The organism is Pseudomonas sp. DD1 (genome assembly GCF_044510355.1).
In the GTDB taxonomy this organism is placed as follows: Bacteria; Pseudomonadota; Gammaproteobacteria; order Pseudomonadales; family Pseudomonadaceae; genus Aquipseudomonas; species Aquipseudomonas shahriarae.
The window spans coordinates 142,032-168,310 of record NZ_MSAJ01000035.1; the positions used below are offsets into that span (position 1 = coordinate 142,032).

General features: G+C 61.5%; 22 protein-coding genes and 1 pseudogene. 15 read left to right on the forward strand and 8 right to left on the reverse strand.

Annotation, left to right across the window (positions count from 1 at the left end):
- Positions 1 to 290: 290 nt before the first annotated feature.
- On the forward strand, positions 291 to 746 hold the full coding sequence (locus PSFL_RS22175; protein ID WP_057440138.1) for a DUF721 domain-containing protein: 456 nt from the start codon (positions 291 to 293) through the stop codon (positions 744 to 746).
- 106 nt (positions 747 to 852) lie between these two features.
- Here the strand turns inward: PSFL_RS22175 and PSFL_RS22180 are convergent, their stop codons facing one another.
- Positions 853 to 2,331 carry a helicase HerA-like domain-containing protein gene (locus PSFL_RS22180; protein WP_057440147.1) on the reverse strand — a complete coding sequence of 493 codons (1,479 nt, stop codon included), beginning with the start codon at positions 2,329 to 2,331 and terminating at the stop codon, positions 853 to 855.
- 197 nt (positions 2,332 to 2,528) lie between these two features.
- Here PSFL_RS22180 and PSFL_RS22185 point away from each other — a divergent pair.
- Both PSFL_RS22185 and PSFL_RS22190 read left to right on the forward strand, forming a co-directional pair.
- Positions 2,529 to 3,560: pseudogene (locus PSFL_RS22185) on the forward strand (cache domain-containing protein); the annotation flags it as partial.
- A gap of 93 nt (positions 3,561 to 3,653) precedes the next feature.
- The gene (locus PSFL_RS22190; protein WP_370693749.1) at positions 3,654 to 4,418 is read left to right on the forward strand and encodes a methyl-accepting chemotaxis protein; all 765 of its coding nucleotides are present in this window, start codon (positions 3,654 to 3,656) and stop codon (positions 4,416 to 4,418) included.
- A gap of 24 nt (positions 4,419 to 4,442) precedes the next feature.
- On the opposite strand, the gene PSFL_RS22195 is transcribed toward PSFL_RS22190, so the two are convergent.
- Complete coding sequence (locus PSFL_RS22195) at positions 4,443 to 4,640, reverse strand: hypothetical protein (RefSeq protein WP_057440136.1); 198 nt, start codon at positions 4,638 to 4,640, stop codon at positions 4,443 to 4,445.
- Positions 4,641 to 4,727: 87 nt separating this feature from the next.
- A complete protein-coding gene (gene purU, locus PSFL_RS22200) occupies positions 4,728 to 5,576 on the reverse strand; it encodes a formyltetrahydrofolate deformylase (protein WP_029295472.1) in 849 nt (282 codons plus the stop codon).
- A 350-nt stretch (positions 5,577 to 5,926) separates the two neighbouring features.
- On the opposite strand from purU, the gene mvaT reads away from it, so the two are divergent.
- Positions 5,927 to 6,301 carry a histone-like nucleoid-structuring protein MvaT gene (gene mvaT / locus PSFL_RS22205; RefSeq protein ID WP_057440135.1) on the forward strand — a complete coding sequence of 125 codons (375 nt, stop codon included), beginning with the start codon at positions 5,927 to 5,929 and terminating at the stop codon, positions 6,299 to 6,301.
- 89 nt (positions 6,302 to 6,390) lie between these two features.
- Here mvaT and sbcB read toward each other — a convergent pair whose 3' ends face one another.
- Entirely contained in the window at positions 6,391 to 7,818 is a 1,428-nt protein-coding gene (gene sbcB, locus PSFL_RS22210; RefSeq protein WP_170045564.1) for an exodeoxyribonuclease I, read from the reverse strand.
- A 210-nt stretch (positions 7,819 to 8,028) separates the two neighbouring features.
- Between sbcB and PSFL_RS22215 the strand changes: the two genes are divergently transcribed.
- From PSFL_RS22215 to PSFL_RS22240, 6 genes are read left to right on the forward strand one after another with little or no spacing between them, the layout of a single operon-like run.
- Positions 8,029 to 8,721 carry an RDD family protein gene (locus PSFL_RS22215; protein WP_115128837.1) on the forward strand — a complete coding sequence of 231 codons (693 nt, stop codon included), beginning with the start codon at positions 8,029 to 8,031 and terminating at the stop codon, positions 8,719 to 8,721.
- Positions 8,718 to 9,698 carry a stage II sporulation protein M gene (locus tag PSFL_RS22220; protein WP_169959670.1) on the forward strand — a complete coding sequence of 327 codons (981 nt, stop codon included), beginning with the start codon at positions 8,718 to 8,720 and terminating at the stop codon, positions 9,696 to 9,698. Before PSFL_RS22215 ends, PSFL_RS22220 begins: the two co-directional genes overlap by 4 nt.
- Positions 9,685 to 11,211: a DUF4129 domain-containing protein gene (locus PSFL_RS22225; protein WP_397470486.1), complete on the forward strand. Its 1,527-nt coding sequence runs from the start codon at positions 9,685 to 9,687 to the stop codon at positions 11,209 to 11,211. The genes PSFL_RS22220 and PSFL_RS22225 overlap by 14 nt, the downstream gene beginning before the upstream one ends.
- A complete protein-coding gene (locus PSFL_RS22230; RefSeq protein ID WP_115128839.1) occupies positions 11,208 to 12,365 on the forward strand; it encodes a DUF4350 domain-containing protein in 1,158 nt (385 codons plus the stop codon). Before PSFL_RS22225 ends, PSFL_RS22230 begins: the two co-directional genes overlap by 4 nt.
- Positions 12,362 to 13,354: a MoxR family ATPase gene (locus PSFL_RS22235; RefSeq protein WP_115128840.1), complete on the forward strand. Its 993-nt coding sequence runs from the start codon at positions 12,362 to 12,364 to the stop codon at positions 13,352 to 13,354. Before PSFL_RS22230 ends, PSFL_RS22235 begins: the two co-directional genes overlap by 4 nt.
- A 7-nt stretch (positions 13,355 to 13,361) precedes the next feature.
- A complete protein-coding gene (locus PSFL_RS22240; RefSeq protein WP_397470487.1) occupies positions 13,362 to 14,693 on the forward strand; it encodes a DUF58 domain-containing protein in 1,332 nt (443 codons plus the stop codon).
- A 13-nt stretch (positions 14,694 to 14,706) separates the two neighbouring features.
- Here PSFL_RS22240 and PSFL_RS22245 read toward each other — a convergent pair whose 3' ends face one another.
- Together PSFL_RS22245 and PSFL_RS22250 are read right to left on the reverse strand one after the other, a co-directional pair.
- Complete coding sequence (locus PSFL_RS22245) at positions 14,707 to 15,066, reverse strand: PilZ domain-containing protein (RefSeq protein ID WP_057440146.1); 360 nt, start codon at positions 15,064 to 15,066, stop codon at positions 14,707 to 14,709.
- Positions 15,067 to 15,299: 233 nt separating this feature from the next.
- On the reverse strand, positions 15,300 to 15,674 hold the full coding sequence (locus PSFL_RS22250; protein ID WP_057440129.1) for a hypothetical protein: 375 nt from the start codon (positions 15,672 to 15,674) through the stop codon (positions 15,300 to 15,302).
- A 175-nt stretch (positions 15,675 to 15,849) separates the two neighbouring features.
- On the opposite strand from PSFL_RS22250, the gene pyk reads away from it, so the two are divergent.
- Positions 15,850 to 17,301, forward strand: a complete 1,452-nt coding sequence (gene pyk, locus PSFL_RS22255; RefSeq protein WP_029295454.1) for a pyruvate kinase — start codon at positions 15,850 to 15,852, stop codon at positions 17,299 to 17,301.
- Positions 17,302 to 17,480: 179 nt separating this feature from the next.
- On the opposite strand, the gene PSFL_RS22260 is transcribed toward pyk, so the two are convergent.
- Positions 17,481 to 18,230 (reverse strand): enoyl-CoA hydratase, encoded by a 750-nt coding sequence (locus PSFL_RS22260; protein WP_057960545.1) that lies wholly within the window; start codon positions 18,228 to 18,230, stop codon positions 17,481 to 17,483.
- Between the two features lie 28 nt (positions 18,231 to 18,258).
- Positions 18,259 to 19,191, reverse strand: coding sequence for an iron-sulfur-binding ferredoxin reductase (locus PSFL_RS22265; protein ID WP_057960546.1), 933 nt, complete (start codon positions 19,189 to 19,191; stop codon positions 18,259 to 18,261).
- Between the two features lie 248 nt (positions 19,192 to 19,439).
- Here PSFL_RS22265 and PSFL_RS22270 point away from each other — a divergent pair, with 248 nt between their 5' ends.
- The 4 genes from PSFL_RS22270 to PSFL_RS22285 all read left to right on the forward strand — a co-directional run bounded on the left by PSFL_RS22270 (position 19,440) and on the right by PSFL_RS22285 (position 26,216).
- Complete coding sequence (locus tag PSFL_RS22270) at positions 19,440 to 20,963, forward strand: fumarate hydratase (protein WP_397470488.1); 1,524 nt, start codon at positions 19,440 to 19,442, stop codon at positions 20,961 to 20,963.
- A 222-nt stretch (positions 20,964 to 21,185) separates the two neighbouring features.
- Complete coding sequence (locus PSFL_RS22275) at positions 21,186 to 22,952, forward strand: ATP-binding protein (protein ID WP_057440125.1); 1,767 nt, start codon at positions 21,186 to 21,188, stop codon at positions 22,950 to 22,952.
- A complete protein-coding gene (locus tag PSFL_RS22280; RefSeq protein ID WP_057958663.1) occupies positions 22,946 to 24,280 on the forward strand; it encodes a sigma-54 dependent transcriptional regulator in 1,335 nt (444 codons plus the stop codon). Before PSFL_RS22275 ends, PSFL_RS22280 begins: the two co-directional genes overlap by 7 nt.
- Before the next feature lie 616 nt (positions 24,281 to 24,896).
- Positions 24,897 to 26,216, forward strand: a complete 1,320-nt coding sequence (locus PSFL_RS22285) for an MFS transporter (protein WP_057439396.1) — start codon at positions 24,897 to 24,899, stop codon at positions 26,214 to 26,216.
- Positions 26,217 to 26,279: the final 63 nt, after the last annotated feature.

Here is a 26,279-nt window from a genome sequence, read left to right on the forward strand (position 1 = left end):
ACATTAGGGATGAAGGGGCGCCCCATGAGTCGCCCGAGCAGCCCTCACGGCCGCATGCGAACGAGCATTCTACCCGGAAACGAGGGTGAGGAAAGTGGCGTTGTTCCACGATGCAGGCACAGCGTTCCCAGAGGGCTTGTTTAAAATAGGGGCTTTTTGCTGAACTTCAACCCATTCGAGTGAGAAGTTACTTATTGATTTAATGGATAAACTGCTGACAAAGCAATGACCACGGTGCCGCACACGCTTTCTGCTACCATGGCGGCTCTGTTACCTAAGGTGTCTAGATCATGGCATTTCGCCCTCTTACGGCCCGTGCTCCCGCCGTGTTGCTGCGCGAAGCCAAGCCTTTAAAAGCCATCTTTGGCCATGCGCAACGCCTGGGCCATCTGCAACGCCTCCTGGAAAGCCAACTGCAACCTGCTGCCCGCGAGCACTGTCATGTGGCGTCGTGGCGTGAAGGTACGCTGCTGCTGATCGTCACCGATGGGCATTGGGCAACCCGCCTGCGCTACCAACAAAAACGCTTGCAGCGCCAGCTACAGGCGTTTGAGGTATTTGAGAGCCTGCAGCGCATCCAGTTCAAGGTCCAGCCACCGACCGTGCAGCAAGGTGCGGTGGGGCATACCATGGATTTGTCGGTGAATGCCGCCGAAACCATCCAGGCGACGGCAGACGGGATTACAGATCCGAAGTTGCGCGCAGCGCTGGAGCGCCTGGCCAGTCACGCCAAGCCCAAGACCTGAGAGCGGGCAGCCGCGAGTGCGGTGTGCCAGTCAGCACATGTATCGACTGATACAGCGCAATCGCGGGCAAGCCCGCTCCCACATTGGGTTGCATAGACCTGGATGGCTACTTGCGCTTGCTACCGCCAAGCAAAGACCCCAACAGCCCGCGCACCAACTGGCGGCCCATCTGGTTGGCCGCCTGCTGCATCGCCGATTTCAGGGCCTTGCCCGCGGTAGTGCCAAGAAACGCCCCGGCCTTGTCGGTGAAGCTCGGTTCTTCAGCGGCAGGCGCAGCACTCGCCTCGGGCCCCAGCTCCTTGCGTGCCATCAACACTTCATAGGCGGATTCACGATCAATCGGCTTGTCATAGCGCCCCTGTAGAGGCGAGCCGGCAATCAACCCTGCCCGCTCGGCGGCAGTCAACGGCCCGATCCGCGACTGCGGCGGCGCGACCAGCACCCGCTGGACCACCTCGGGGGTGCCTTTTTCCTGCAGCGTACCCACCAGCGCCTCACCCGTGCCCAGCTCGGTCAATACCGCCAGCGCATCAAACGCAGGATTTGGCCGGAAACCATCGGCCACCGCCCGCAGGGATTTTTGCTCCTTGGTGGTGAACGCCCGCAGGCCATGCTGGATCCGCAAACCCAGTTGCGCCAGTACGCTATCCGGCAAGTCGCCCGGCGACTGGGTGACAAAATACACCCCCACACCTTTGGAACGAATCAACCGCACCACTTGCTCCAGGCGGTCCTGCAAGGCCTTGGGCGTATCGGCAAACAGCAAATGCGCTTCGTCGAAGAACAGTGCCAGCAGCGGCTTGTCGGCATCCCCACGTTCCGGCAACTGCTCGAACAACTCCGCCAGCAACCACAGCAGGAAGGTCGCATAGACCTTGGGTGACTCGTGCACCAGGCGGCTGGCATCCAGCAAATGAATACGCCCTCGCCCATCGCTGGCCGGTTGCAGAATATCTTCCAGTTGCAGCGCCGGCTCGCCGAACAGGGCCTCTGCGCCCTGCTGTTCCAGCACGGCCAGGCGCCGCAGCAAAGCCTGGCTGGAGCCCGTGGTCATCAGGGCCGCATCATCGCCGAGCAATTCGGGGTGGAATTTGAGGTGATTGAGCAGGGCCTTGAGGTCCTTGAGATCCAAGAGCAACAAGCCCTCGCGATCGGCCACTTTAAACGCCGCATACAAGGTCGACTGCTGGCTGTCGGTCAACTCCAGCAGGCTGCCCAGCAACAGTGGGCCCATTTCACTCAATGTTGTACGAAGCGGATGACCGGACTGACCGTGGATATCCCACAGCGTTACCGGATATGCCTTAGGCGCGTAATTCAGGAACGGCATGCCGGCGATCCGCTCGGCCACCTTGCCCTGGGGATTGCCTGCAGCGCCCAGGCCACACAGGTCACCCTTGATATCTGCAGCGAACACCGCCACGCCAGCATCACTGAACGCCTCTGCCAGCCGCTGCAACGTCACGGTCTTGCCGGTGCCGGTAGCGCCGGCGATCAGGCCATGGCGGTTAGCCAGGCGCATGGCCTGGGCGATGGGTTGGCCTTCAAGGTCTGCGCCAATAAGAAGTTGCGAGGAGTCAGGCATTTTGTCACCCATGGTTAATCTTTAGCCCTGCACGGTCGATACAGATAAAGCGAGAGACCCAAAAAGTCTAAAAAAGTTAGGCCAGATAATTCCTGCAGGAGCAAATGGAAATATCACACTTTATTTAACGCTGTCATTTATGCGTTGCCATAAAAGACGCGCCTTGGACATTAAGACCCTAGCGGACACGACGAGCCATGAATAAAAATCTGCGCTTCAGCCACAAAATCCTGCTTGCAGCCGCCCTTATCGTCATTGCCGCATTTGCGTTGTTTACGCTGTACAACGACTACCTGCAACGCAACGCGATTCGCAATGACCTCGACAGCTACCTCCATGAAATGGGGGATGTCACCGCCAGCAATATCCAGAGCTGGCTGGCCGGACGTATTGTGCTGGTGGAAAACGCCGCCCAGAACATCGCCATCAACCCCGAGCCGAGCGTCATCGCCAGCCTGCTAGAGCAGAAAGCCCTGACATCTTCGTTCATGGCAACCTACCTGGGCGATAGCAAAGGCGGCTTCACCATTCGCCCCGATGCCAAGATGCCCGACGGCTTCGATCCACGCGTGCGCCCCTGGTACAAGGGCGCCCAGAGCAGCAATGGCTCGACCCTGACCGAGCCCTACATCGACGCCGCCACCGGCCAGTTGATCATTTCCATCGCCACCCCCAGCAGCAAGGCCGGACAAAGCGTCGGCGTGGTCGGCGGTGACCTGAGCCTGCAAACCCTGGTGGACAATATCGGCGCGCTGGACTTCGGCGGCATGGGCTACGCGTTCCTGGTCAGTGCCGACGGCAAGATCCTGGTGCACCCGGAAAAAAACCTGGTGATGAAGACCCTGGGCGAGGCGTACCCGAACCAGACCGTCAAGATCAGTGCCGACTTCAGCGAAATCGAGGTCGAGGGCAAAACCCGTATCGTCACTTTCGCCCCGATCAAGGGTTTGCCGTCAGTGAACTGGTATATCGGTCTGTCGGTAGATAAAGACAAATCCTTCGCAATGCTCAGCGAATTCCGCACCTCGGCCATTATCGCCACGGTGATTGCCGTGGCGATCATCATCGCGCTGCTGGGCATGCTGATCCGCGTGCTGATGCAACCGCTGCATGTCATGACCCGGGCCATGGAAGACATCGCCGATGGCGAAGGTGACCTGACGCGCCGCCTGACGATCCAGAACCACGACGAGTTCGGCATTCTGGGCAAAGCCTTCAACCGCTTTGTGGAGCGGATTCATACCTCGATTCGCGAAGTGTCCTCCGCCACCGGCCAGGTCAATGAAGTGGCCCTGCGCGTGGTCAGCGCCTCCAACTCATCGATGGTCAACTCCGACGAACAGGCCAACCGCACCAACAGTGTCGCGGCAGCGATCAACCAGTTGGGTGCCGCTGCCCAGGAAATTGCCCGCAACGCCGCCCAGGCCTCGAACCAGGCCAGCGACGCACGCCATCTGGCCGAAGATGGCCAGCAAGTGGTGGAGCGCAATATCAAGGCCATGACGCAACTGTCCGAGATGATCAGTGCCTCCAGCAGCAATATCGAGGCACTTAACAGCAAGACCGTGAATATCGGCCAGATCCTCGAAGTGATCACCAGTATTTCCCAGCAAACCAACCTCCTGGCACTCAACGCGGCCATTGAAGCCGCGCGAGCCGGGGAAGCCGGACGCGGGTTTGCGGTGGTGGCCGACGAGGTGCGCAACCTGGCCCACCGCACGCAGGAATCGGCGCAACAGGTGCAAAAGATGATCGAGGAGCTGCAAGTCGGCGCCCGGGATTCGGTCAGCACCATGAGCGACAGCCAGCGCCACAGCCTCGAAAGCGTGGAGATCGCCAACCTGGCAGGCGAACGCCTGAGCAGCGTGACCCAGCGCATCGGTGAAATCGACGGCATGAACCAATCGGTGGCTACCGCGACGGAAGAGCAGACCTCGGTGGTGGAGTCGATCAATATCGACATCACCGAGATCAACACGCTCAATCAGGAGGGTGTGGAAAACCTGCAGTCCACCTTGCGCGCCTGCTCCGATCTGGAGCAGCAAGCAGCGCGCTTGAAACAACTGGTGGGGAGCTTCCGCATCTAGACCTCAACACAGCAGCGCCTACATTCAGCCAGCGTTGTTTTTGTCAGGGCCGGGCTTGTCGTGCGGCTCTGACTCCTCCTGCAACTGCTCCCACAACCGGGCAGCATCGGGGAAGTCCGTGCCGTCCTCGGCATCCAGGGCATCCGGGTCATAGCGGCTCAAACAGCCCTCCCCCAAGGTGGCGGGCGCCTTGGACGTGGCTTTATCCAGGGGATCACTCATGGTTCGATCCTCGCAACTGACACTAATAAAAAGGGCCTGGGTGATTTAACGCCCAAGCCCTTTTTGCTTCAACCCAAAAACAGTCGATCAGAACACCACGGTCTTGTTGCCGTGCACCAGCACGCGGTCTTCCAGGTGATAGCGCAGGCCACGGGCCAGGACCATCTTCTCGACATCGCGGCCGAAACGCACCATGTCTTCAATGCTGTCGCTGTGGCTGACGCGGACCACGTCCTGCTCGATGATGGGACCTGCGTCCAGCTCTTCGGTGACGTAGTGGCAGGTTGCACCAATCAGCTTCACGCCGCGCAGCGACGCCTGGTGATACGGCTTGGCCCCGACAAAGGACGGCAGGAAGCTGTGGTGAATGTTGATTACCTTGCCGGCATATTCGCGGCACAGTTCCGGCGGCAGGATTTGCATATAGCGCGCCAGGACTACAACGTCCGCTTGATGCTGCTCGACCAGACGCGAGACTTCGGTGAAGGCCGGCTGTTTGTTCTGCGAGTCGACCGGGACGTGGTAATACGGAATGCCATGCCACTCCACCATGCTGCGCAGGTCGTCGTGGTTGGAAATCACACAGGCGATCTCACAGTCCAGCTCATCGCTGTGCCAGCGGTGCAGCAAGTCCGCCAGGCAGTGGGATTCGCGGCTGGCCATCAGCACCACGCGCTTTTTCTGCTCGGTGTCGGTAATACGCCAGGTCATCGAAAACTCTTCGGCGATGGGCGCAAACGCCTCGCGAAAGGCTTCAAGGCCAAACGGCAGGGTGTCCGCGCGAATTTCGTGGCGCATGAAAAACCAACCACTGAGATTGTCCGAGTGATGACTCGCTTCGGTGATCCAGCCATTGTGGGAGGCCAGAAAGTTACTGACTTTAGCGACGATACCAACCCGATCCGGGCAAGCAATCACCAGACGAAAAGTGCGCATTAGGGGCAAACTCCAGAACTTCGCAAAGGCCGCCATTCTAGCGACACCGTAGAAAAACTGCAGTACTCCTCAGCGCTTATTCGCGCGATTCGTTGCGGCGGCCCTAAACAGCGTATGGTTTTTACCTGGGCACTATGTCAGTACAAGCAGCTGTTACCGCAATTAGCCGAGATCTAATGAGAATATCTATAGCTGGCTGGGGCGCACTAAATAATGCACTCCGAGCCTTTCGCTACAAACATTCAAAGTAAATTACATAAAACCGAGCTTAAATGTTTACTTGGGCAAACTGTCTGACTATTATTAGGCCACTATCCCTGTCCCTCAGCGCCCCGTATAAGGTAGTCCACATGTCCCTGATCAACGAATACCGTGCCACCGAATCCGCTATCAAAGAGCTGCAAGAACGTTTGAAGAATCTGTCCCAAGACGACAAATTGCAAACCGAGCTGGAATTCGAAGGCAAATTGCGCACCCTGATGGGTGAATACTCCAAATCCCTGCGTGACATCATCGCGCTGCTGGATCCGGAATCGAAAGTTAAAGCACCACGCGCCGCCGTGAAAGTTACCGGTACCAAGCGCGCGCGCAAGGTCAAGCAATACAAAAACCCGCACAACGGCGAAGTGATTGAAACCAAAGGTGGCAACCACAAGACTCTGAAAGAGTGGAAAGCCAAGTGGGGCGGTGACGTGGTTGAAGGCTGGGCGACCCTGCTGGACTAAGGTTCGCCAGATCGTCACCTGATTCGCGACACAATAAAAAACGCCAGTTCGCTGGCGTTTTTTATTGCCCACTTTTTATCAAACGTCGATTACAGGCCCAGGCGCTGGCTTAAAGCGTCAGCATATTCCTGCCACTCATCCAGCACCTGACGCTGAAACGATGTAGCACTAGCGTCCAATTCAAGCCTGGCCTTATTGAAACTCTCAAGGGTATTTGGCGCGCCGTAATCCGCATCTGACAAGCGTTGCTGACAGAAGAGTTTCCAGCGTTGTTGCTCTTCACTGTCCAAGGTGTGCGCAAAGTTGCGGGCACGATAGCGAAATAATAATTCCGGCAAACGATGATCATCAAAAGGCCACTGCTGGCGTGCTAGTTGCTCGGGTTCAGCAGTGCGGACTTGCTCACATAAACGTCGATCCCGATCACCAATAAAACCATCGTAGAGCTGTTGCTCCGGGTCGGCGCTTGCGGCGAAATCGTCCTCAGCATAAATCGCCGGCAATTTATCCAGCCAAAGTTCCTGTGCGTCAGTTAGCCGCAGTGCCCGGGCCTGATATTCACGCATGTCCAGGTTCAATCGCTGCTGGTCTTGCGCCCGCAACACATTCAGCGGCGCGACGACCGGACAACGATTGATGTGAATGAGTTTGAGCGGCACCGGCAACTCACCCTCCGCCAATTGATCGCGCCGGGTATACAAGCGCTGGCGCAGGGTTTCGGCATCCAGGTCCAGCAGCGCCTGTGGGTCGAGCCCCAGGTCGCAGACAATCAACGCGTTGCGATTGCGCGGATGCCACGCCAGGGGCAGGACCACCCCCAGGTAATGGCGCTCAGCGGAAAAGCGCCCGGAAATATGCACCATGGGCTGCAACAGGCGGATTTGATCCATGACCCGCTGCTTGCTGCGCAGTTGAAACAACCAATCGTACAACTTCGGTTGTTTTTCCCGGACCAGCCGCGCCAGGGCGATGGTGGCCCGCACGTCAGCCAAAGCTTCGTGAGCCTGGCCATGGTCAATTCCATTGGCCGCCGTCAGGCGCTCCAGCTTGAGGGTCACGCGCCCGTCCTGCTCGGGCCAGACAATGCCGTCGGGGCGCAGGGCATAGGCCGTACGCATCACGTCGATCAAGTCCCAGCGGCTGTTGCCGCTCTGCCATTCCCGTGCGTAAGGGTCGAAAAAATTGCGATACAAACTGTAGCGGGTCATTTCGTCATCGAAACGCAGGGTGTTGTAACCCGCACCACAGGTGCCGGGGGCGGCCAGCTCGGCATGCACCCGCGTCATGAAGTCGGCTTCGGCCAGGCCTTTTTCCGCCAGTTGGCCGGGGGTAATGCCCGTGATCATGCACGCGGCCGGGTGCGGCAGGATATCGTCGCTGGGCTGGCAATAGAGGTTGACCGGCGGCCCGACCTCATTGAGGTCATGGTCGGTGCGAATCCCGGCAACCTGCAGCGCACGGTCGCTGCGTGGGTTGATGCCGGTGGTTTCATAGTCGTACCAGAAGATCGAGGTCACGGGCTATTCCTGTGCTGAAGACCGACAAAGTCTAGGCGCTGGACGCCGCCCGGGGCCAGCGCCGTGTGCACTGGATAAACATTCAGTGAAACCTTGGCGCATTTTCAGGTGTTACTTCCGTCCACGACACTGCTAGCATCGGCCTCTCGAATTGCCGGCTGCCCGACGAGGTTGCCCATGCCCAGCCACACCGCACTGCCAGGGAATGCAATGCCCACCGCACCATTGGACACCCGCTATCAGATCGAGACCCCGGAAGGCATCGACCTGCCCTTGCGCCCCGCCGGGCTGATGCCCCGGGCACTGGCATTCGGCTTCGACCTGGGCCTGCGCGGCCTGATCCTCGGTGTCCTGTTCATCGCCCTGGCGTTTCTCGGCAACCTGGGCATCGGCCTGGGCTCGATCCTGCTGTTCCTCGTCAGTTGGTGGTACATGGTGCTGTTCGAAGTGCTCAACCAGGGCAGTTCACCGGGCAAACAGATCATGGGCCTGCGCGTGGTACAGGATGACGGCACGCCCATTGGCTGGTCCGCATCCCTGATCCGCAACCTGCTGCGGTTTGTCGATATGTTGCCGTTCGGCTATTTCCTCGGGGCCATCAGTTGCCTGCAACATCCCCACTTCAAACGCCTGGGCGACATTGCGGCCGGTACCCTGGTGATCTATCGCGAACAGCCCCTGGCCCGCCCTCACCTGCCCCAGGCCCCGGCATTGCGCCTGCCCTTTGCCCTCGAGCTGGACGAGCAACGTGCGATCCTGGGTTTTGCCGAGCGCCAGGGTGAGCTGTCCGCCGAACGGACCCACGAGCTGGCGGCGATTCTGGCCACGCCCCTGCAAGTCTCCCCCGCGCGCGCCGTGGAACAGCTCAATGGCGTGGCCCGCGGCCTGCTGGGGCCGACATGAAGCAAAGCCTGTTCGAAACCCGTCACCAGCCGCACTGGCAGGCATTTGCCAGCCAGTTGGCACTGCTTGAACAAGGCAAGGCAAAGGCCGAGGAGCTGACGCGTTTCCCTCAAGATTACCGACGCCTGTGCCAACATCTGGCACTGGCGCAGGAGCGGGGCTACAGCAGCTACCTGATAGACCCGCTGCAACAGTTGGCCTTGCGCGGCCATCAACAGTTGTATCGCCATCGCAGCCAGCTCGGTGCCAAGGTGCTGGGCTTCCTGCTGGCGGATTTCCCCCGCACGGTTCGCGAACAATGGCGCTTCGTGCTGGTCGCCAGCCTGCTGTTCTTTGGCAGCCTGATCGGCATTGCGCTGCTGGTCTATCTGTTCCCCGAACTGATCTACACCATCGTCAGTGCCCCGCAAGTGTCCGAGATGCAGGAGATGTACGACCCCGACGCCAGTCGCCTGGGCCGCGCAGCCGCGCGGGCGTCGAGCGAAGACTGGATGATGTTCGGCTACTACGTCATGCATAACATCGGCATCGCCTTCCAGACCTTTGCCGGCGGCCTACTGTTTGGCCTGGGCAGCGTGTTTTTCCTGTTTTTCAATGGCCTGATGATCGGCGCCATCGCCGGTCACCTGACCGAAATCGGCTATGGGCAGACCTTCTGGTCCTTTGTCATCGGCCACGGCGCCTTTGAACTGACGGCCATCGCCCTGGCCGGCGCGGCCGGCCTGCAACTGGGTTGGGCCTTGATCGCGCCGGGAGCATTGCCCCGGGGTGAAGCACTGCGCCTGGCAGCCCGCAAAAGCGTGAAAATGATCTGCGGCGTGATTTTATTCCTGCTGATCGCGGCCTTTATAGAGGCCTATTGGTCCTCCACCACCGCCGTGGAACCTTGGGGTAAGTACTTGGTGGGCGCCGCGCTCTGGGCCATGGTGCTCGCCTATCTGCTGTTTGCCGGCAGGGGTCGTCATGCGCCTGAGTGACGCCAGCGTGGTAATCCGCCCCCGCACTACGTGGGAAGCCATGGACCTGGGGGTATTGCTGGCCCGCAAGCACCGCGTGCTCTTGATGAGCAGTTGGGCCTTGGTCAGCCTGCCGATCTTTATCCTGATCAGCCTTGCGCTGTGGGACTACCCATCTGTTGCTGTACTGGTGTTCTGGTGGTTGAAACCGGCCTTTGAGCGCCTGCCGCTGTATATCCTGTCCACAGCACTGTTTGGCGAAACGCCTACCCTCAAGCAGGCGCTGCGCCAATGGCCGCGCCTGCTCAAAGGTCAACTGCTGGCCAGCCTGACCTGGAGGCGCTTGAGCCTCAGTCGCAGCTTCGTCATGCCCGTGGTGCAACTCGAAGGCCTCGGCGGCCTGGCCCGCCAACAACGGCTGGGGGTGCTGCAACAGCGCAATGCCGGCGCAGCGCGCTGGCTGACGCTGATCGGTATTCACCTGGAAACAGCACTGTGGGTTGGCTTGATGGCACTGTTCTACCTGTTCCTGCCACAACAGGTCGAGCTCGACTGGGACTGGCAACAACTGGCGCTGGCCAGCAGCCAGGACTGGCTCTGGCTGGAACACCTGACCAATGCCTTGTACGCCCTGGTCCTAGTGCTCTGGGAACCGATCTATGTGGCCTGCGGGTTCAGCCTCTACCTGAACCGGCGTACCGTGCTCGAAGCCTGGGACCTGGAGTTGGTGTTCCGCCGTCTGCGCCAGCGCCTGGGGTCAACGGTGGCCGTCCTGCTGCTGGCTGTCGGCCTGCTGCTGCTCCCGCCAACACCCCAGGCCATGGCCGATCAACCCGTGGCTGCACACCCCTTGAGTACGCCAGCCGCCAGCCAGGCGATCAAGCGCCTGCTGGAAGAGCCCCCGTTCAAGAATCCGGAATCCGTGACCCGCTACCGTTTCGGTGAAGACCAGACCATCGACAAGACCAAGCCCACAGGGGATGCCCGATTGCCTGCCTGGCTTAAATCCTTGCTCGACAACCTCAACAGCGACACCTTCAAGTCCCTGGCCCTGGTCATGGAGGTGCTGTTGTGGAGCCTGCTGACCGCCGGTATTGCCTTGGTGGCCTGGCGCTATCGTGATTGGCTGCACGCCTTTGTCAGCCATCGCCGCGCCCCCCGCACCGTTGACCAGCCCGTGCCGTCACAACTGTTCGGCCTGGACATGGGCGTGGAAACATTACCCGATGACATCGCCGGTACCGCCGAGCAACTGTGGGCCATCCAGCCCCGTGAAGCGCTTGGCCTGCTCTATCGCGGCCTGCTTAGCCGCCTGTTGCATGACTTCAACCTGCCCCTGAAAAACGCCGATACCGAAGGCCAGGTCCTGGAGCGTGTGCGTCACTTGCAACAGCCGCAATTGCTGGCATTCAGCGACGACCTGACCCGCCACTGGCAAAACCTCGCCTATGGCCATCGCGTACCGCCTGCCCTGGCCCAACAACAACTGTGCGCCCACTGGCGCGCGCTGTTTGACAGCGAGGCCACGGGATGAACCGGCCACTGATCTGGCTCGCGCTGATCCTGGCCTGCCTGCTGACGGCGGGGGGCTTCTACGCCTGGCACAAGGCGATCCCCTACGAGGAAGTGGTCGAGCGCGGGCCATCACCCGAAGCCCAGGCTAATCCCTACCTGGCGGCGGAGCATTTCCTACGCCAGCAAGGCATAGCCGTCGAGCACGCCAACAGCCTGGAACGCCTGGCTACCCTGCCCTCCAAGGGCGGCAGCCTGCTGTTGCTCAGCGAACGCAGCAACATGACCCCGCGCCAGGTTGACCAGTTGCTGGAGTGGACCCAGGCCGGCGGCCACCTGCTGCTGGTGGCCGAAGCTATATGGGATGAAGAAACCCAGGACAGCGGCGACCTGCTGCTCGATCGCCTGCAGTTGCGCCAGGCCTTCAGCGATGACTTCGACCAGCCAGCCCCACCTCGCAAGGGCAAGAAACCGGACCTGACACGCCTGTATGTCGATAATGAAACCGCACCGGCCTTCTTCAGTTTCGACACCGACTTCACCTTGATCGACCCCAGGCACCTGGCCCAGTTTTCGGCCAACAGCGCCAAGTCCAGCCACTTGATGCAACTCGATCTCGGGCAGGGCCGTGTGACAGTGATCACCGACAGCGAACTGTGGAAAACCCCGGATATAGGCCTGCACGATAATGCCTGGCTGCTCTGGTACCTGACCCAGGGCAGCAATGTCACCCTACTGTCCAACACGGATGTCGAGAACCTGTTCAGCCTGTTGCTGCGTTACTTCCCCCAGGCCCTGTTGGCACTCGCCGCCTTGATTGTGCTGGGGTTGTGGCGCGCCGGCGTACGCCAGGGGCCCATCCAGGCACCCGCGCCCAAGGCGCGCCGACAACTGCTGGAGCACTTGAATGCCAGTGCCGATTTCCTGCTGCGCCGCAGCGGGCAAAACAGCCTGTTGCACGCCCTGCAGCGGGACATCCTGCGCACCGCCCGTCGCCGCCACCCCGGCTTCGAACAGTTGGACACTGCCGGGCAATGGCAAGCCCTTGAACGCCTGACTCGCCAACCGCCATCCATTATCAGCCAGGCCCTGGGCCCACTCCCGGCAAAGCGGCTTTCCAGCGCCGACTTCAGCCGCCAGGTGGCCTGCCTGCAAACCCTCAGGAATGCCCTATGAGCGACTCTCCAGTGGATTCACCCAACACCCTCGACACCGGTCGGGCCACCCAGTTGGCCCAGGCGCTGCGCACCGAGTTGCGCAAGGCCGTGATTGGCCAGGATGGGGTGATTGATGACGTGCTGACCGCATTGATCGCCGGCGGCCACGTGTTGCTCGAAGGGGTTCCCGGCCTGGGCAAGACCCTGCTGGTACGGGCCCTGGCCCGCTGCTTTGACGGCGACTTCGCGCGTATCCAGTTCACCCCGGACCTGATGCCCAGTGATGTAACCGGGCATGCCGTGTACGACCTGCACACCGAGCAGTTCAAACTGCGCAAGGGGCCGTTGTTCACCCACTTGCTGCTGGCGGACGAGATCAACCGGGCCCCGGCAAAAACCCAGGCCGCCCTGCTCGAAGCCATGCAGGAACGCCAGGTCACCCTCGAAGGCGAAGCCCTGCCTATCGGCCAGCCCTTTATGGTGCTGGCCACCCAGAACCCCATCGAACAGGAAGGCACTTATCCACTACCGGAGGCCGAACTCGACAGGTTCATGCTCAAGGTGCGCATGGACTACCCCGAGGCACAGCAAGAGGTGGATATGGTGCGTGAAGTGACCCGTTCATCGCGCGCCGACATGCTCGACGTGCAACCACTGCGCACCGTGCTGCAAGCCGCTGACGTGTTGCTGTTGCAGCAGGTCGCCAGTGAGCTGGCCCTGGATGAACAGGTACTCGACTACGCCGTGCGCCTGGCTCGTACCACCCGCACCTGGCCCGGTCTGGCCCTGGGCGCGGGCCCGCGTGCGTCCATCGCCCTGGTGCGGGGTGCCCGTGCTCGCGCCCTGCTGCGAGGTGGCGAGTTCGTCACGCCGGACGACATCAAGAGCTGTGCGCTGGCAGTGTTGCGCCATCGGGTACGCATCGCCCCGGAGCTGGATATCGAAGGCCTGGAGGTGGATCAGGTGCTGACCCAGTTGCTCGACCAAGTGCCGGCACCACGCCAGTGACATGCCCATGAGACCGACTCGCCTGTTGCTGGCCTGGCTTGCCGTGTTGCTGGGCCTGAACATCGCCCTCGGGACGGCCGTGGCCCTGCAACTCAAGGTGCCGGCCGCCCTGCATTCCATCGCCTGGGGCCTGCTCCTGGCGCTGCTCTTGCTGGCCTTGCTCGATGCTGGCCGGCTGAAACGCCGCCCCTCGCCACGCCTGCGCCGGCAGATGCCCGGCAGCCTGGCGCTGGGGCGTTGGAGCGAGGTGCGGATCACCCTGGAACATGACTATCCACAGCCGTTGGTCCTGGAGGTGTTTGATCACGTACCGGATGGTTTGAGCGTGCAAAACCTGCCCCAGTCCATCGCCCTGCGCCCCGGGGAACAGAGCGAACTGGGCTACCGCCTGCGCCCCTTGAGCCGTGGGCATTTCAGTTTTGAGCGCTGTGAGGTGCACCTCCCCAGCCTCCTGGGGCTGTGGACTGCCAAGCGCCAGGTGCCGGTCAAGGATGCCACCCGGGTCTATCCGGATTTTGCCCGCCTGTACGGCGCGCAATTACTGGCGGTAGACAACTGGCTCAGCCAACTGGGTGTACGCCAGCGCCAGCGTCGCGGCCTGGGCCTGGAGTTTCACCAGTTGCGGGAATTTCGCGAGGGTGACAGCCTGCGCCAGATCGACTGGAAGGCCACGGCCCGGCAACGCACGCCGATTGCCCGGGAATATCAGGATGAGCGCGACCAGCAGATTGTGTTCATGCTCGACTGCGGCCGGCGGATGCGCAGCCAGGACAACGAGCTGGCGCATTTCGACCACGCTCTCAACGCGTGCCTGCTGCTCAGCTATGTGGCCCTGCGCCAGGGCGATGCCGTGGGCTTGTGTACCTTCGCCTGCGACCAGCCGCGCTACCTGGCACCCGTCAAGGGCAGCGGCCAGTTGAACCAGTTGCTCAACGCGGTATACGACCTGGACACCACCCGGCGCGCGGCCGACTACCAGGCTGCGGCCAACCAACTGCTGGCCCGCCAGAAACGCCGGGCCTTGGTGATTATCGTGACCAACCTGCGTGATGAGGACGATGAGGATCTGCTGACCGCCGTCAAGCGCATCAGCCGCCAGCACCGGGTATTGGTCGCGAGCCTGCGCGAAGAAGTGCTGGATCAAGTGCGCCAGGCGCCTGTGCAAACCTTGCCGGAAGCGCTGGCCTACTGTGGCAGCGTCGACTACCTCAATGCCCGGGAAGAATTGCATGACCGCATGAAGGCGCAGGGCCTGGCGGTATTGGACGCCCGACCCTCGGACCTCGGCGCAGACCTGGTAACCCGTTACCTGGGCTGGAAAAAGGCCGGCGTGCTATGAGTGGCGTATGACGCTAGGCCGAAGCCTGCAAGGGATCAAAGCTGAAGTACTGCAACAGCGCGGCAATCAATTGCCCGTACTCGTCGGGGGCCTGCAGCAGGGTGAACCCCGAATCGTAATGCTGGGGGTTGATATCCTCACGGCTCCACAGGCAGGTAGCAGTGAAGTCAATGGCATGCACATCCCCCTCAGGTCCGGGGATCTTCAAGCGCAGCTCAAAATCCGCGTTGACCATCATGGGTAATCGGCTGACCAACATCAGCCCGTCGCTGGAGATGTTACCCAAGTAACCGATGGGTTTATCCGTGTGGCGGTTGAACACCTGTAAAAAACAGGGCAACTGGTGTCGCTCAATCCTTCGGTCGGTAAACATGATGAGATCGCCGTCCAATGGCCATGATTCTGGCCGTTCCTGTGATTCGGACCGGAGCGCTGCCAGCAGCACCCCGCTCTCCCCCGGACTTCGCTACAACAGCAGCCTTTGCCCTGTCGCTTTAACGCCATCGAATCAGGGGCTACATCTATTTGGGTTGAAAGTTGTACAAACAGACATCCAAAGAATAGCCCAACTCTGGCAAGAGGCCAGCTATCAAATTACAAATGCCATCACAAGGCGGCTGGCCGCGCTCGTGCAGTACTTGCACCCGGGTAATGCCCCAGTTGTTGCAGGGTATCCAGGCGTGCGCGGGCACGGAATGCGTATTCGCTCGACGGATATTGGCTGATGATGAACTGATAGGTCTGCACGGCATCCACGAACAACTTCTGCCGTTCCAGGCACTGCCCACGCAGCATCGAGACCTCCGGCTGCACGTAGCGACGGGACCGGCTTTGACGGTCGACCTGGGACAATTCCAGGGTAACCCGTTCGCAGTCGCCTACGTTGTAGGCCCGGTAGGCATTGTTCAAATGATGGTCCATCGACCAACGGGTACAGCCGACAACACTGACGGCCAGGGCTGCAATGATCAAAACTCGCATGGGTGTTCTCCTGTCTTGAGCAGTGTATCGACCCTTGGGCGAAAATCTTCAAGGTTGTTCGTCTGGCGTCATCGAGTGAAAACAAGCGAATCGACAATAAGTAGTGCAAACGAACAATGACTACAGCCAAAGAGCATAGTAGCCTTCCCCAGCGCTAGAACTCAGGAGTCCGTGCATGTCCGTCCGTCGTACCAAAATCGTCGCCACCCTTGGCCCGGCCAGTAACTCGCCGGAAGTCCTCGAACAGCTGATTCTGGCTGGCCTGGACGTTGCCCGTCTGAACTTCTCCCACGGCACCCCGGACGAGCACAAGGCTCGCGCCAAGCTGGTACGTGACCTCGCCGCCAAGCATGGCCGCTTCGTCGCGCTGCTGGGTGACCTGCAAGGGCCGAAGATCCGTATCGCCAAATTCGCCAACAAGCGCATCGAGCTGAAGATTGGTGACAAATTCACCTTCTCCACCAGCCATCCGCTGACCGAAGGCAACCAGCAGGTCGTGGGTATCGACTACCCGGACCTGGTCAAAGACTGCGGCGTCGGCGACGAACTGCTGCTGGACGATGGCCGCGTGGTCATGCGTGTCGACACCGCCACCGTCACCGAGCTCAACTGCACCGTGATCATCGGCGGTCCGCTGTCCGACCACAAAGGCATCAACCGTCGCGGTGGTGGCCTGACTGCACCGGCCCTGACCGAAAAAGACAAGGCTGACATCAAGCTCGCCGCCGAAATGGAAGTGGACTACCTCGCCGTATCCTTCCCGCGCGACGCTGCCGACATGGAATACGCCCGCCAACTGCGCGACGAAGCCGGCGGTACCGCCTGGCTGGTGGCGAAGATCGAGCGCGCCGAAGCCGTGGCCGACGACGAAACCCTCGACGGCCTGATCAAGGCGTCCGATGCAGTGATGGTTGCCCGTGGCGACCTCGGTGTAGAAATCGGTGACGCAGAACTGATCGGCATCCAGAAGAAAATCATCCTGCACGCCCGCCGCCACAATAAAGCGGTGATCGTCGCGACCCAGATGATGGAGTCGATGATCCAGAACCCGATGCCGACCCGTGCCGAAGTGTCCGACGTGGCCAACGCCGTGCTCGACTACACCGACGCCGTGATGCTCTCGGCGGAAAGTGCTGCCGGCCCGTACCCGCTGGAAGCGGTCCAGGCCATGGCGCGTATCTGCGTCGGCGCTGAAAAGCACCCGACCAGCAAAACCTCCAGCCACCGCATCGGCAAAGTGTTCGAAAGCTGCGACCAGAGCATCGCCCTGGCCGCCATGTACACCGCCAACCACTTCCCGGGTGTGAAGGCGATCATTGCCCTGACCGAAAGTGGCTACACGCCGTTGATCATGTCGCGTATCCGTTCCTCGATCCCGATCTACGCGTTCTCCCCGCACCGCGAAACCCAGGCCCGTGCGGCCATGTTCCGTGGCGTCTACACCGTACCGTTCGACCCGGCGTCGCTGCCGCCTGAGCAAGTCAGCCAGGCTGCCATCGACGAACTGCTCAAGCGTGGCGTAGTCGAGAAAGGCGATTGGGTGATCCTGACCAAGGGCGACAGCTACCACACCATCGGTGGCACCAACGGCATGAAGATCCTGCACGTTGGCGATCCAATGGTCTGAGTGACCCGCTGAAAAGCAAAGGCCCTGGCACGTGAGTGACAGGGCCTTTTGCATTTCAAGTCATGGTGATGTGGTGACTGGGCTGGCGTTATCGCGGGCAAGCCCGCTCCCACATTGGAGCGCATTTCAAGTGTGAGAGCGGGCTTGCCCGCGATAACGCCAGTCCAACCACTTGGATTTCAGCGCCGGGCAATAAACCCCGACAACGCCGCAATCGCCTCCGGCGACCTCAGACGCTGGGTAAACAATGCACCCTCCTCCTCGATCACCTGGCGCAATTGCTCGCGGTCGACGCTCTTCATCAATTGCTTGGTCACCTGCACCGCCCCCGGCGCCAGGGTCTCAAAGCGCCCGCCGACTTCCCGCGCCTTGGCCAGGGCCGCTTCGCCGCTGCCCAACGCTTCGGTGGCGATCCCCCACTGCGCAGCCTGCTCTCCACTGAACCCTTCGCCCAGCAGCAGCAACTCGGCGGCTTTCGCGTGCCCCAGCAAGCGCGGCAGGATCAGGCTGGAGCCAAACTCAGGGCACAGCCCCAGGTTGACGAATGGCATGCGCAACCGGGCATCGCGACTGACATACACCAGGTCGCAATGCAGCAGCAGCGTGGTGCCAATGCCCACCGCCGCCCCGGCCACGCCGGCAATCACCGGTTTGCGGCAGTTGAGCAGGCTTTGCATGAAATGAAAGGGTGGGCTGTCCAGGTCTGTGGGCGGCTGCTCAAGGAAGTCGCCGATGTCGTTGCCGGCGGTAAAGCAGTCGCTGCTGCCCTGGATCAGCACGGCATTGACCGTCGTGTCGGCATCGGCCTGCTCCAGCGCCGCCGCCAATTGGCTGTACATGGCGCGGGTCAGGGCATTTTTCTTGTCGGGGCGATTGAGCTGCAGGATCAGCAGCCCACGGTCACGGTGCAGCAGGATGGCGTCGGTCATGGTGAGTCTCACAGATAGACATCAGCGCTCAACCACGGGGCAGGAACACATCGGCCAGCAGTTGATTGCGCGGCAAGCCAGCCAGGAACAGGCGTTTGGAAAAGGCCTCGACACTGCTGGGGTGCCCGCAGAGTAAGGCCAGGGTTTGCCGGGAAACAAGCCGCAGTTGCGCCAAAGCCTCGGTCAACTGCGCCGCCGTCCACAGCTCCACACTGAGGCTGGGATGGCTCGCGGCCAGTTGCCTCAGGGGCTCGGCCAGATAATGGCTGTCGGCATCATGGGCCAGGTGAATCACGCGAATGGCGCCCTGGTGATCCTGGCGCAACGCCTCACGCAAAACGCCCCACAACGGGCCCATTCCAGTGCCGGATGCCAGCAGCCACAGCGGCCGGGATTGCCAGTCCGGATCGTAGTGCAACGCGCCGCCGCGCAACTCGCCCAGGCGCAATGGATCGCCGGCCTGTAACTGCCGTGCAAGGTCGCTGAATTCGCCGGGCAGGCGGCAATCGAGGTGGAACTCCAGGAACGGATCTTCCTCGGGCAGGCTGGCCAGGGAATACGGCCGCGCCACCGTGCCCGCCCACAACACCAGGTGCTGGCCGGCCCGGTAGCGCAACCCACGCTCCGCTTGCAGGCGCAGGCGCAACACTGTCGGGCTCAACCAATCGGCGCTCAGCACCGTTGCCGCCGCGCCGTCGCGCAAGGGGTCAAAGGTCTCGACCTGTACATCGCCCACGACCTGGCACTGGCAGGCCAGACGCCAACCATCCTGGCGTTGTGCCGGGTTCAGGGCATCGGGCTGCTTGTCATCAACCTCGCCCTGGCAGCGCACCAAACACGCATGGCAACTGCCCGCGCGACAACTGTAGGGCACAGCCACACCGGCCTGGTTCAAGGCATCCAGCAGATTGCTGCCGGTGGAGACCGACCAGCGGCGTTCGCCGACGTGCAGTTCAGGCATGAAAGGCCTCGCATCAAAATGTGCGATCACTGTAACTGCTTTTTGTAGGAGTCGGCTCCTCCAGGAGGGTGGTCGGCAGCGTTTGACCATCGTCGGGTGTATCGGCCATCGCGCCGGGTTATACTGCCGCGCCTTTTTAGCGTCGCGCCAGCACTACCCGGCGTGCCTTGGAAAAGGTGGCTTCAGCGACCGATGCACCCATCTGAAGCCACCTTTATTGAATGTTCCCTTATAGAGGAGCGCGACTCATGACCGTGATCAAGCAAGACGACCTGATTCAGAGCGTTGCCGACGCCCTGCAATTCATTTCCTACTACCACCCCGTTGACTTCATCCAGGCGATGCACGAGGCCTACCTGCGCGAAGAATCGCCGGCAGCCCGTGACTCCATGGCGCAGATCCTGATCAACTCGCGCATGTGTGCCACCGGCCACCGCCCGATCTGCCAGGACACCGGGATCGTCACCGTGTTCGTACGCGTGGGCATGGATGTGCGTTGGGATGGCGCCACCATGGGCCTGGACGACATGATCAACGAAGGCGTGCGTCGCGCCTACAACCTGCCGGAAAACGTCCTGCGCGCTTCGATCCTCGCCGACCCGGCCGGTGCGCGCAAAAACACCAAGGACAACACCCCGGCAGTGATCCACTACTCCATCGTCCCGGGTAACACCGTGGAAGTGGACGTGGCCGCCAAAGGCGGTGGTTCCGAGAACAAGTCGAAAATGGCCATGCTCAACCCGTCCGACTCGATTGTCGACTGGGTGCTCAAGACCGTTCCGACCATGGGCGCCGGCTGGTGCCCACCGGGCATGCTCGGCATCGGCATCGGCGGCACCGCCGAGAAAGCCGCAGTGATGGCCAAGGAAGTGTTGATGGAATCCATCGACATCCACGAGCTGAAAAAGCGCGGCCCGTCCAACCGTATCGAAGAGATGCGCCTGGAGCTGTTCGAGAAGGTCAACCAACTGGGGATCGGCGCCCAGGGCCTGGGTGGCCTGACCACCGTGCTCGACGTGAAGATCATGGACTACCCGACCCACGCCGCCTCGTTGCCGGTGTGCATGATCCCCAACTGCGCCGCCACCCGTCACGCGCACTTCGTGCTCGACGGTTCCGGCCCGGCCTCGCTGGAAGCGCCACCGCTGGACGCATACCCGGAAATCGTCTGGGAAGCCGGCCCGTCGGCCCGTCGCGTCAACCTCGACACCCTGACCCCGGAAGACGTGCAAAGCTGGAAGCCGGGCGAAACCGTACTGCTCAACGGCAAGATGCTCACCGGTCGCGACGCTGCGCACAAGCGCATGGTCGAGATGCTGAACAAGGGTGAAACCCTGCCGGTGGACCTCAAGGGTCGCTTCATCTACTACGTCGGCCCGGTAGATCCGGTGCGCGAAGAAGTGGTTGGCCCGGCTGGCCCGACCACCGCCACGCGGATGGACAAGTTCACCCGCCAGATCCTCGAACAAACCGGCCTGCTGGGCATGATCGGCAAATCCGAGCGCGGCCCGACCGCCATCGAAGCGATCAAGGACCACAAGGCCGTGTACCTGATGGCCGTCGGCGGCGCTGCTTACCTGGTGGCGCAAGCCATCAGGAAGTCGCGCGTGGTAGCTTTCGCCGAACTGGGCATGGAAGCGATCTACGAGTTCGACGTCAAGGACATGCCGGTCACTGTTGCCGTCGACAGCAAAGGCGAGTCGGTACACATCACCGGCCCTGCCATCTGGCAGAAAAAGATCAGTGAGAGCCTGGCGGTAGAGGTGCAGTAAGCACCTCCCCGCAAGGATAAAAGGCGACTGTGGCTCCATGCCGCAGTCGCCTTTTTTATGACCGGCGATTTTGTGGGAGCGGGCTTGCCCGCGATGCAGGCACTGCGGTCTGGCTGCAGAACGCGTCGATGCAATCGCGGGCAAGCCCGCTCGCCACAAGTACTGCGCTCGTCCTGCTGCATGGTATGGTGCTCGCCCCCTACTGCAGCTGTTCATTCTCGTATGATCGCGATCCCTCGCCCATTGCGTCTGACCTTCTACTCCCTGCTGATTATCGCCGGTGCCGTTTTGGCCGCCGCTCTTGCCATGCGCCAGGCTGAACGCCAGTCCCTGGTGGACGATGCCGGCCGTGCCAACCAGCAACTGGCGCTGTACGCCAACTCCCTGCACACCCTGATTGAACGTTACCGCGCCCTGCCCGCCGTACTGGCCCTGGATTCGGAAATGATCCGCGCCTTGCAAGGCCCGCTGGATCCGGCGACCCAGGACGTGCTCAACCACAAGCTGGAACGCATCAACAGTGCCGCGCAGTCGTCGACCCTGGAACTGATGGACCGCACCGGCCTGGCCGTGGCGGCCAGCAACTGGCGGTTGCCCAGTAGCTATGTCGGCCACAACTATGCGTTTCGCCCGTATTTCAGCCAGACCCGCAGCCAGGGCACCGGGCGCTTTTATGCGGTGGGGGTGACCACCGGGATTCCAGGGTATTTCCTGTCCAGCGCAGTGCTGGATGAACAGGAGCAGTTTCTCGGCGCCATGGTGGTGAAACTGGAGTTCCCGGAACTGGAGCGAGAATGGGCCCAGGGCGACGACCTGCTATTGGTCAGCGATGCCCGGGGCATTGTGTTTATCGCCAATAAACCCGGATGGCGTTACCGCAACCTGCGCCCGCTGTCGGCCAACGATCTGGCCGAGCTCAAAGCCACGCGCCAATACGATAAAAAACAACTGCAGCCCCTGGACACCCAGACCTTGCAGCGCTTTGACGAAAACAGTCACTTGATGCGCGTCGCCGGGCCCGAAGGCAATGCCAACTACATCTGGGAATCCCTGCCTCTCAAAGCCGAAGGCTGGACCCTGCACCTGCTGCGCAAACCCCAGGTCGCCTTTGAAGACCAACGTAACGCCGGCCTCGCCGCCGCTGGCCTATGGTTGACCCTGGTGTTCCTGGTGCTGTTCCTCAGCCAGCGCTGGCGCCTCGCCCGCTTGCGCCAGCGCAGCCGCGCAGAGCTTGAGAGCCTGGTGGAAGAGCGCACCCGGGCCTTGCGCACCGCCCAGGATGGCCTGGTGCAGTCGGCCAAGCTGGCGGCGCTGGGACAGATGTCCGCGGCCCTGGCCCATGAAATCAACCAGCCACTGACTGCCCAACGCATGCAACTGGCCACCTTGCGCCTGCTGCTCGACCACGGGCGTATCGACGACGCCTACCAGGCCCTGACGCCGTTGGACGACATGCTCACCCGCATGGCCGCCCTCACCGGCCATCTCAAGACCTTCGCCCGCAAAAGCCCCAGTGGCCTGCGCGAACGCCTGGACCTGGCGACCGTGGTCGACCAGTCCCTGCAGTTGCTCGACGCACGCCTGCGGGACGAAGCCATCGGCACCGTGCTCGACCTGACCCGCCCGGCCTGGGTGCGCGGCGATGCCATTCGCCTGGAACAAGTACTGATCAACCTGCTGCGCAATGCCCTGGACGCCATGGCCAACAAGCCACGCAAGCGCCTGGAAATCCGCCTGCATGCTGATCAACAACTGTGGCACCTGAGCGTCAGCGACAGCGGCGGTGGGATTGCCGAGGAACACCTGAACAATGTGTTCGACCCGTTTTTCACCACCAAACCGGTGGGGGACGGGCTCGGACTTGGGCTGGCGGTGTCGTACGCTATCGTGCATGAACTGGGAGGGCGCCTGATTGCTGCCAACCAGGGGGACGGCGCCGTCTTCACCCTGATCCTGCCCATCGCGCTGGAGGCGCCAGACCTATGCTGAACGCGGTGATCGTGGTTGATGACGAGGCCAGTATCCGCACGGCCGTGGAACAGTGGCTGAGCCTCTCCGGGTTCGAGGTGCAGTTGTTCAGCCGTGCCGAGGACTGCCTGGCCAAACTGCCCAGGGATTTCCCCGGGGTGATTCTCAGCGACGTGCGCATGCCGGGCCTCAGTGGCCTGGAGCTGCTGGCCGAGGTGCAACGGCGCGATACCGATTTGCCAGTGATCCTGCTGACCGGCCATGGCGACGTGCCGATGGCCGTCGAAGCCATGCGCGACGGCGCCTACGACTTCCTTGAGAAACCCTTCAGCCCCGACGCCCTGCTCGCCAGCCTGCGCCGGGCCCTGGACAAACGCGGACTGATCCTGGAAAACCGCCGCCTGCACCAACAGGCCGATCATCGCGCCCAGTTGGAGTCGACCCTGTTGGGGGTGTCGCGCAGCCTGCAGAACCTGCGGCGCCAGGTGCTGGACTTGGCCGGTTTGCCGGTCAATGTGCTGATCCGCGGCGAGACCGGCAGCGGCAAGGAACTCGTCGCCCGTTGCCTGCATGACTTCGGGCCCCGGGCAAAGAAGCCGTTTGTCGCGCTCAACTGTGCGGCGATTCCCGAGCAACTGTTTGAAGCCGAACTGTTCGGCCATGAAAGCGGCGCCTTCACCGGCGCCCAGGGCAAGCGCATCGGCAAGCTGGAGTACGCCAACGGCGGCACGTTGTTTCTCGACGAGATCGAAAGCATGCCCCTGGCCCAGCAGGTGAAGCTGCTGCGGGTGTTGCAGGAGCAGAAACTGGAGCGCCTGGGTTCCAACCAGAGCATCAAGGTCGACTTGCGCATCATTGCGGCCACCAAGCCCGACCTGTTGGACGAAGCCCGCGCCGGGCGTTTTCGTGAAGACCTGGCCTACCGCCTGACGGTGGCACAACTGCGCCTGCCACCGTTACGCGAACGCCGCGAAGATATCCCACTGCTGTTCGACCACTTTACCCAGATAGCCGCCGAACGCCTGGGCCGCGAGACCGTGCCCCTCAACGGGCCGCAACTGGGGCAGTTACTGAGCCATGACTGGCCGGGCAACGTGCGCGAACTGGCCAACGTCGCCGAACGCCAGGTGCTGGGCCTGGGCGAGCCGGAGCCGGAGGGTATCGAGGCCGGGCAATCCCTGGCGGCGCAGCAGGAGGCATTCGAGGCCCATTGCCTGAAAGCCGCGCTGACTCGGCATAAGGGCGATATCAAGGCGGTTCTGGCCGAACTGCAACTGCCACGGCGGACCTTCAATGAAAAGATGCAGCGCCATGGGCTGACCCGGGAAATGTTTCTGTCGATGGATTGAGGCCCCCCCTGAGGGCCTCATCGCAGGCAAGCCAGCTCCCACACTTGAATGTATTCGCAAATCAGAATGTGGGAGGCGGTTCTGGCCGAACTGCAACTGCCACGGCGGACCTTCAATGAGAAGATGCAGCGCCATGGGCTGACCCGGGAAATGTTTCTGTCGATGGATTGAGGGCCCCCCTGAGGGCCTCATCGCAGGCAAGCCAGCTCCCACACTTGAATGTATTCGCAAATCAGAATGTGGGAGGCGGTTCTGGCCGAGCTGCAACTGCCACGGCGGACCTTCAATGAAAAGATGCAGCGCCATGGGCTGACCCGGGAAATGTTTCTGTCGATGGATTGAGGGCCACCTGAGGGCCTCATCGCAGGCAAGCCAGCTCCCACACTTGAATGTATTCGCAAATCAGAATGTGGGAGCTGGCTTGCCTGCGATGAGGACGGCCGCCATAAGCGGATTTCCGCTCATCGACAAAAAATCATCAGCGACTTTCCGCTCAAAAAAATCCCCCAACCCTTCTAGATCGGGCCCTCACCTGCTTGGCACAGCTCCTGCTATAGGTCCAACCAGGCTGCGCTGACGCGCGCTCCACAAAAACAATGACATGAAGGATCCTTCAATGGATAACTCCAATTCCCTGCCTCTGGGGTCGGCGGCTGCGCCGGCGCAAGCACGCACCACCTCCAGCCGCATCAAGTCGATCTTCAGCGGATCGGTCGGCAATATGGTCGAGTGGTACGACTGGTACGTCTACGCTGCTTTCTCGCTGTACTTCGCCAAGGCCTTCTTCCCTAAAGGCGACACCACCGCCCAACTGCTCAACACCGCCGCGATCTTCGCCGTGGGCTTTTTGATGCGCCCGATTGGCGGCTGGCTGATGGGCCTCTACGCCGACCGCGCAGGCCGTAAAGCCGCATTGATGGCGTCGGTGCTGCTGATGTGCTTCGGCTCGCTGATCATCGCCCTGAGCCCCGGTTATGAAACCATCGGTGTCGGCGCGCCGATCCTGCTGGTGTTCGCCCGCTTGCTGCAAGGCCTGTCGGTCGGTGGCGAATACGGCACCTCGGCCACCTACCTGAGTGAAATGGCGACCAAGGAACGTCGCGGCTTCTTCTCCAGCTTCCAGTACGTGACCCTGATCTCCGGCCAGCTCATCGCGCTGGCGGTGCTGATCGTGCTGCAACAGATCCTCACCACCGAAGAGCTGTATGCCTGGGGCTGGCGTATCCCGTTTGCCATCGGCGCACTGTGCGCAGTCGTAGCCCTGTACCTGCGACGCGGCATGGAAGAAACCGAGTCGTTCACCAAGAAGGAAAAAGCCAAGGAAAGCGCAATGCGCACCTTGATGCGCCACCCCAAGGAACTGATGACCGTGGTCGGCCTGACCATGGGCGGCACCCTGGCCTTCTACACCTACACCACCTACATGCAGAAGTACCTGGTGAACACTGTCGGCATGAGCATTTCCGACTCCACCACCATTTCTGCGGCCACGCTGTTCCTGTTCATGTGCCTGCAACCGATTGTCGGCGGCCTGTCGGACAAGGTCGGTCGCCGGCCGATCCTGATCGCCTTCGGCATCCTCGGCACCCTGTTCACCGTGCCGATCCTCACCACTCTGCACACCGTCCAGACCTGGTGGGGCGCGTTCTTCCTGATCATGGCGGCGCTGATCATCGTCAGCGGCTACACCTCGATCAACGCCGTGGTGAAGGCCGAGCTGTTCCCTACCGAAATCCGTGCACTGGGCGTCGGCCTGCCTTACGCACTGACCGTGTCGATCTTCGGCGGTACCGCTGAATACATCGCCCTGTGGTTCAAGAGCATCGGCATGGAAACCGGCTACTACTGGTACGTCACCGCGTGTATTGCCGTGTCGCTGCTGGTCTACATCACCATGAAAGACACCCGCAAGCATTCGCGGATCACCACGGACTAAGGGTTCGCCAGGTGTAGAAAAGGGGCCATGTCATGCAAATGATATGGCCCCTTTTTTATCCCG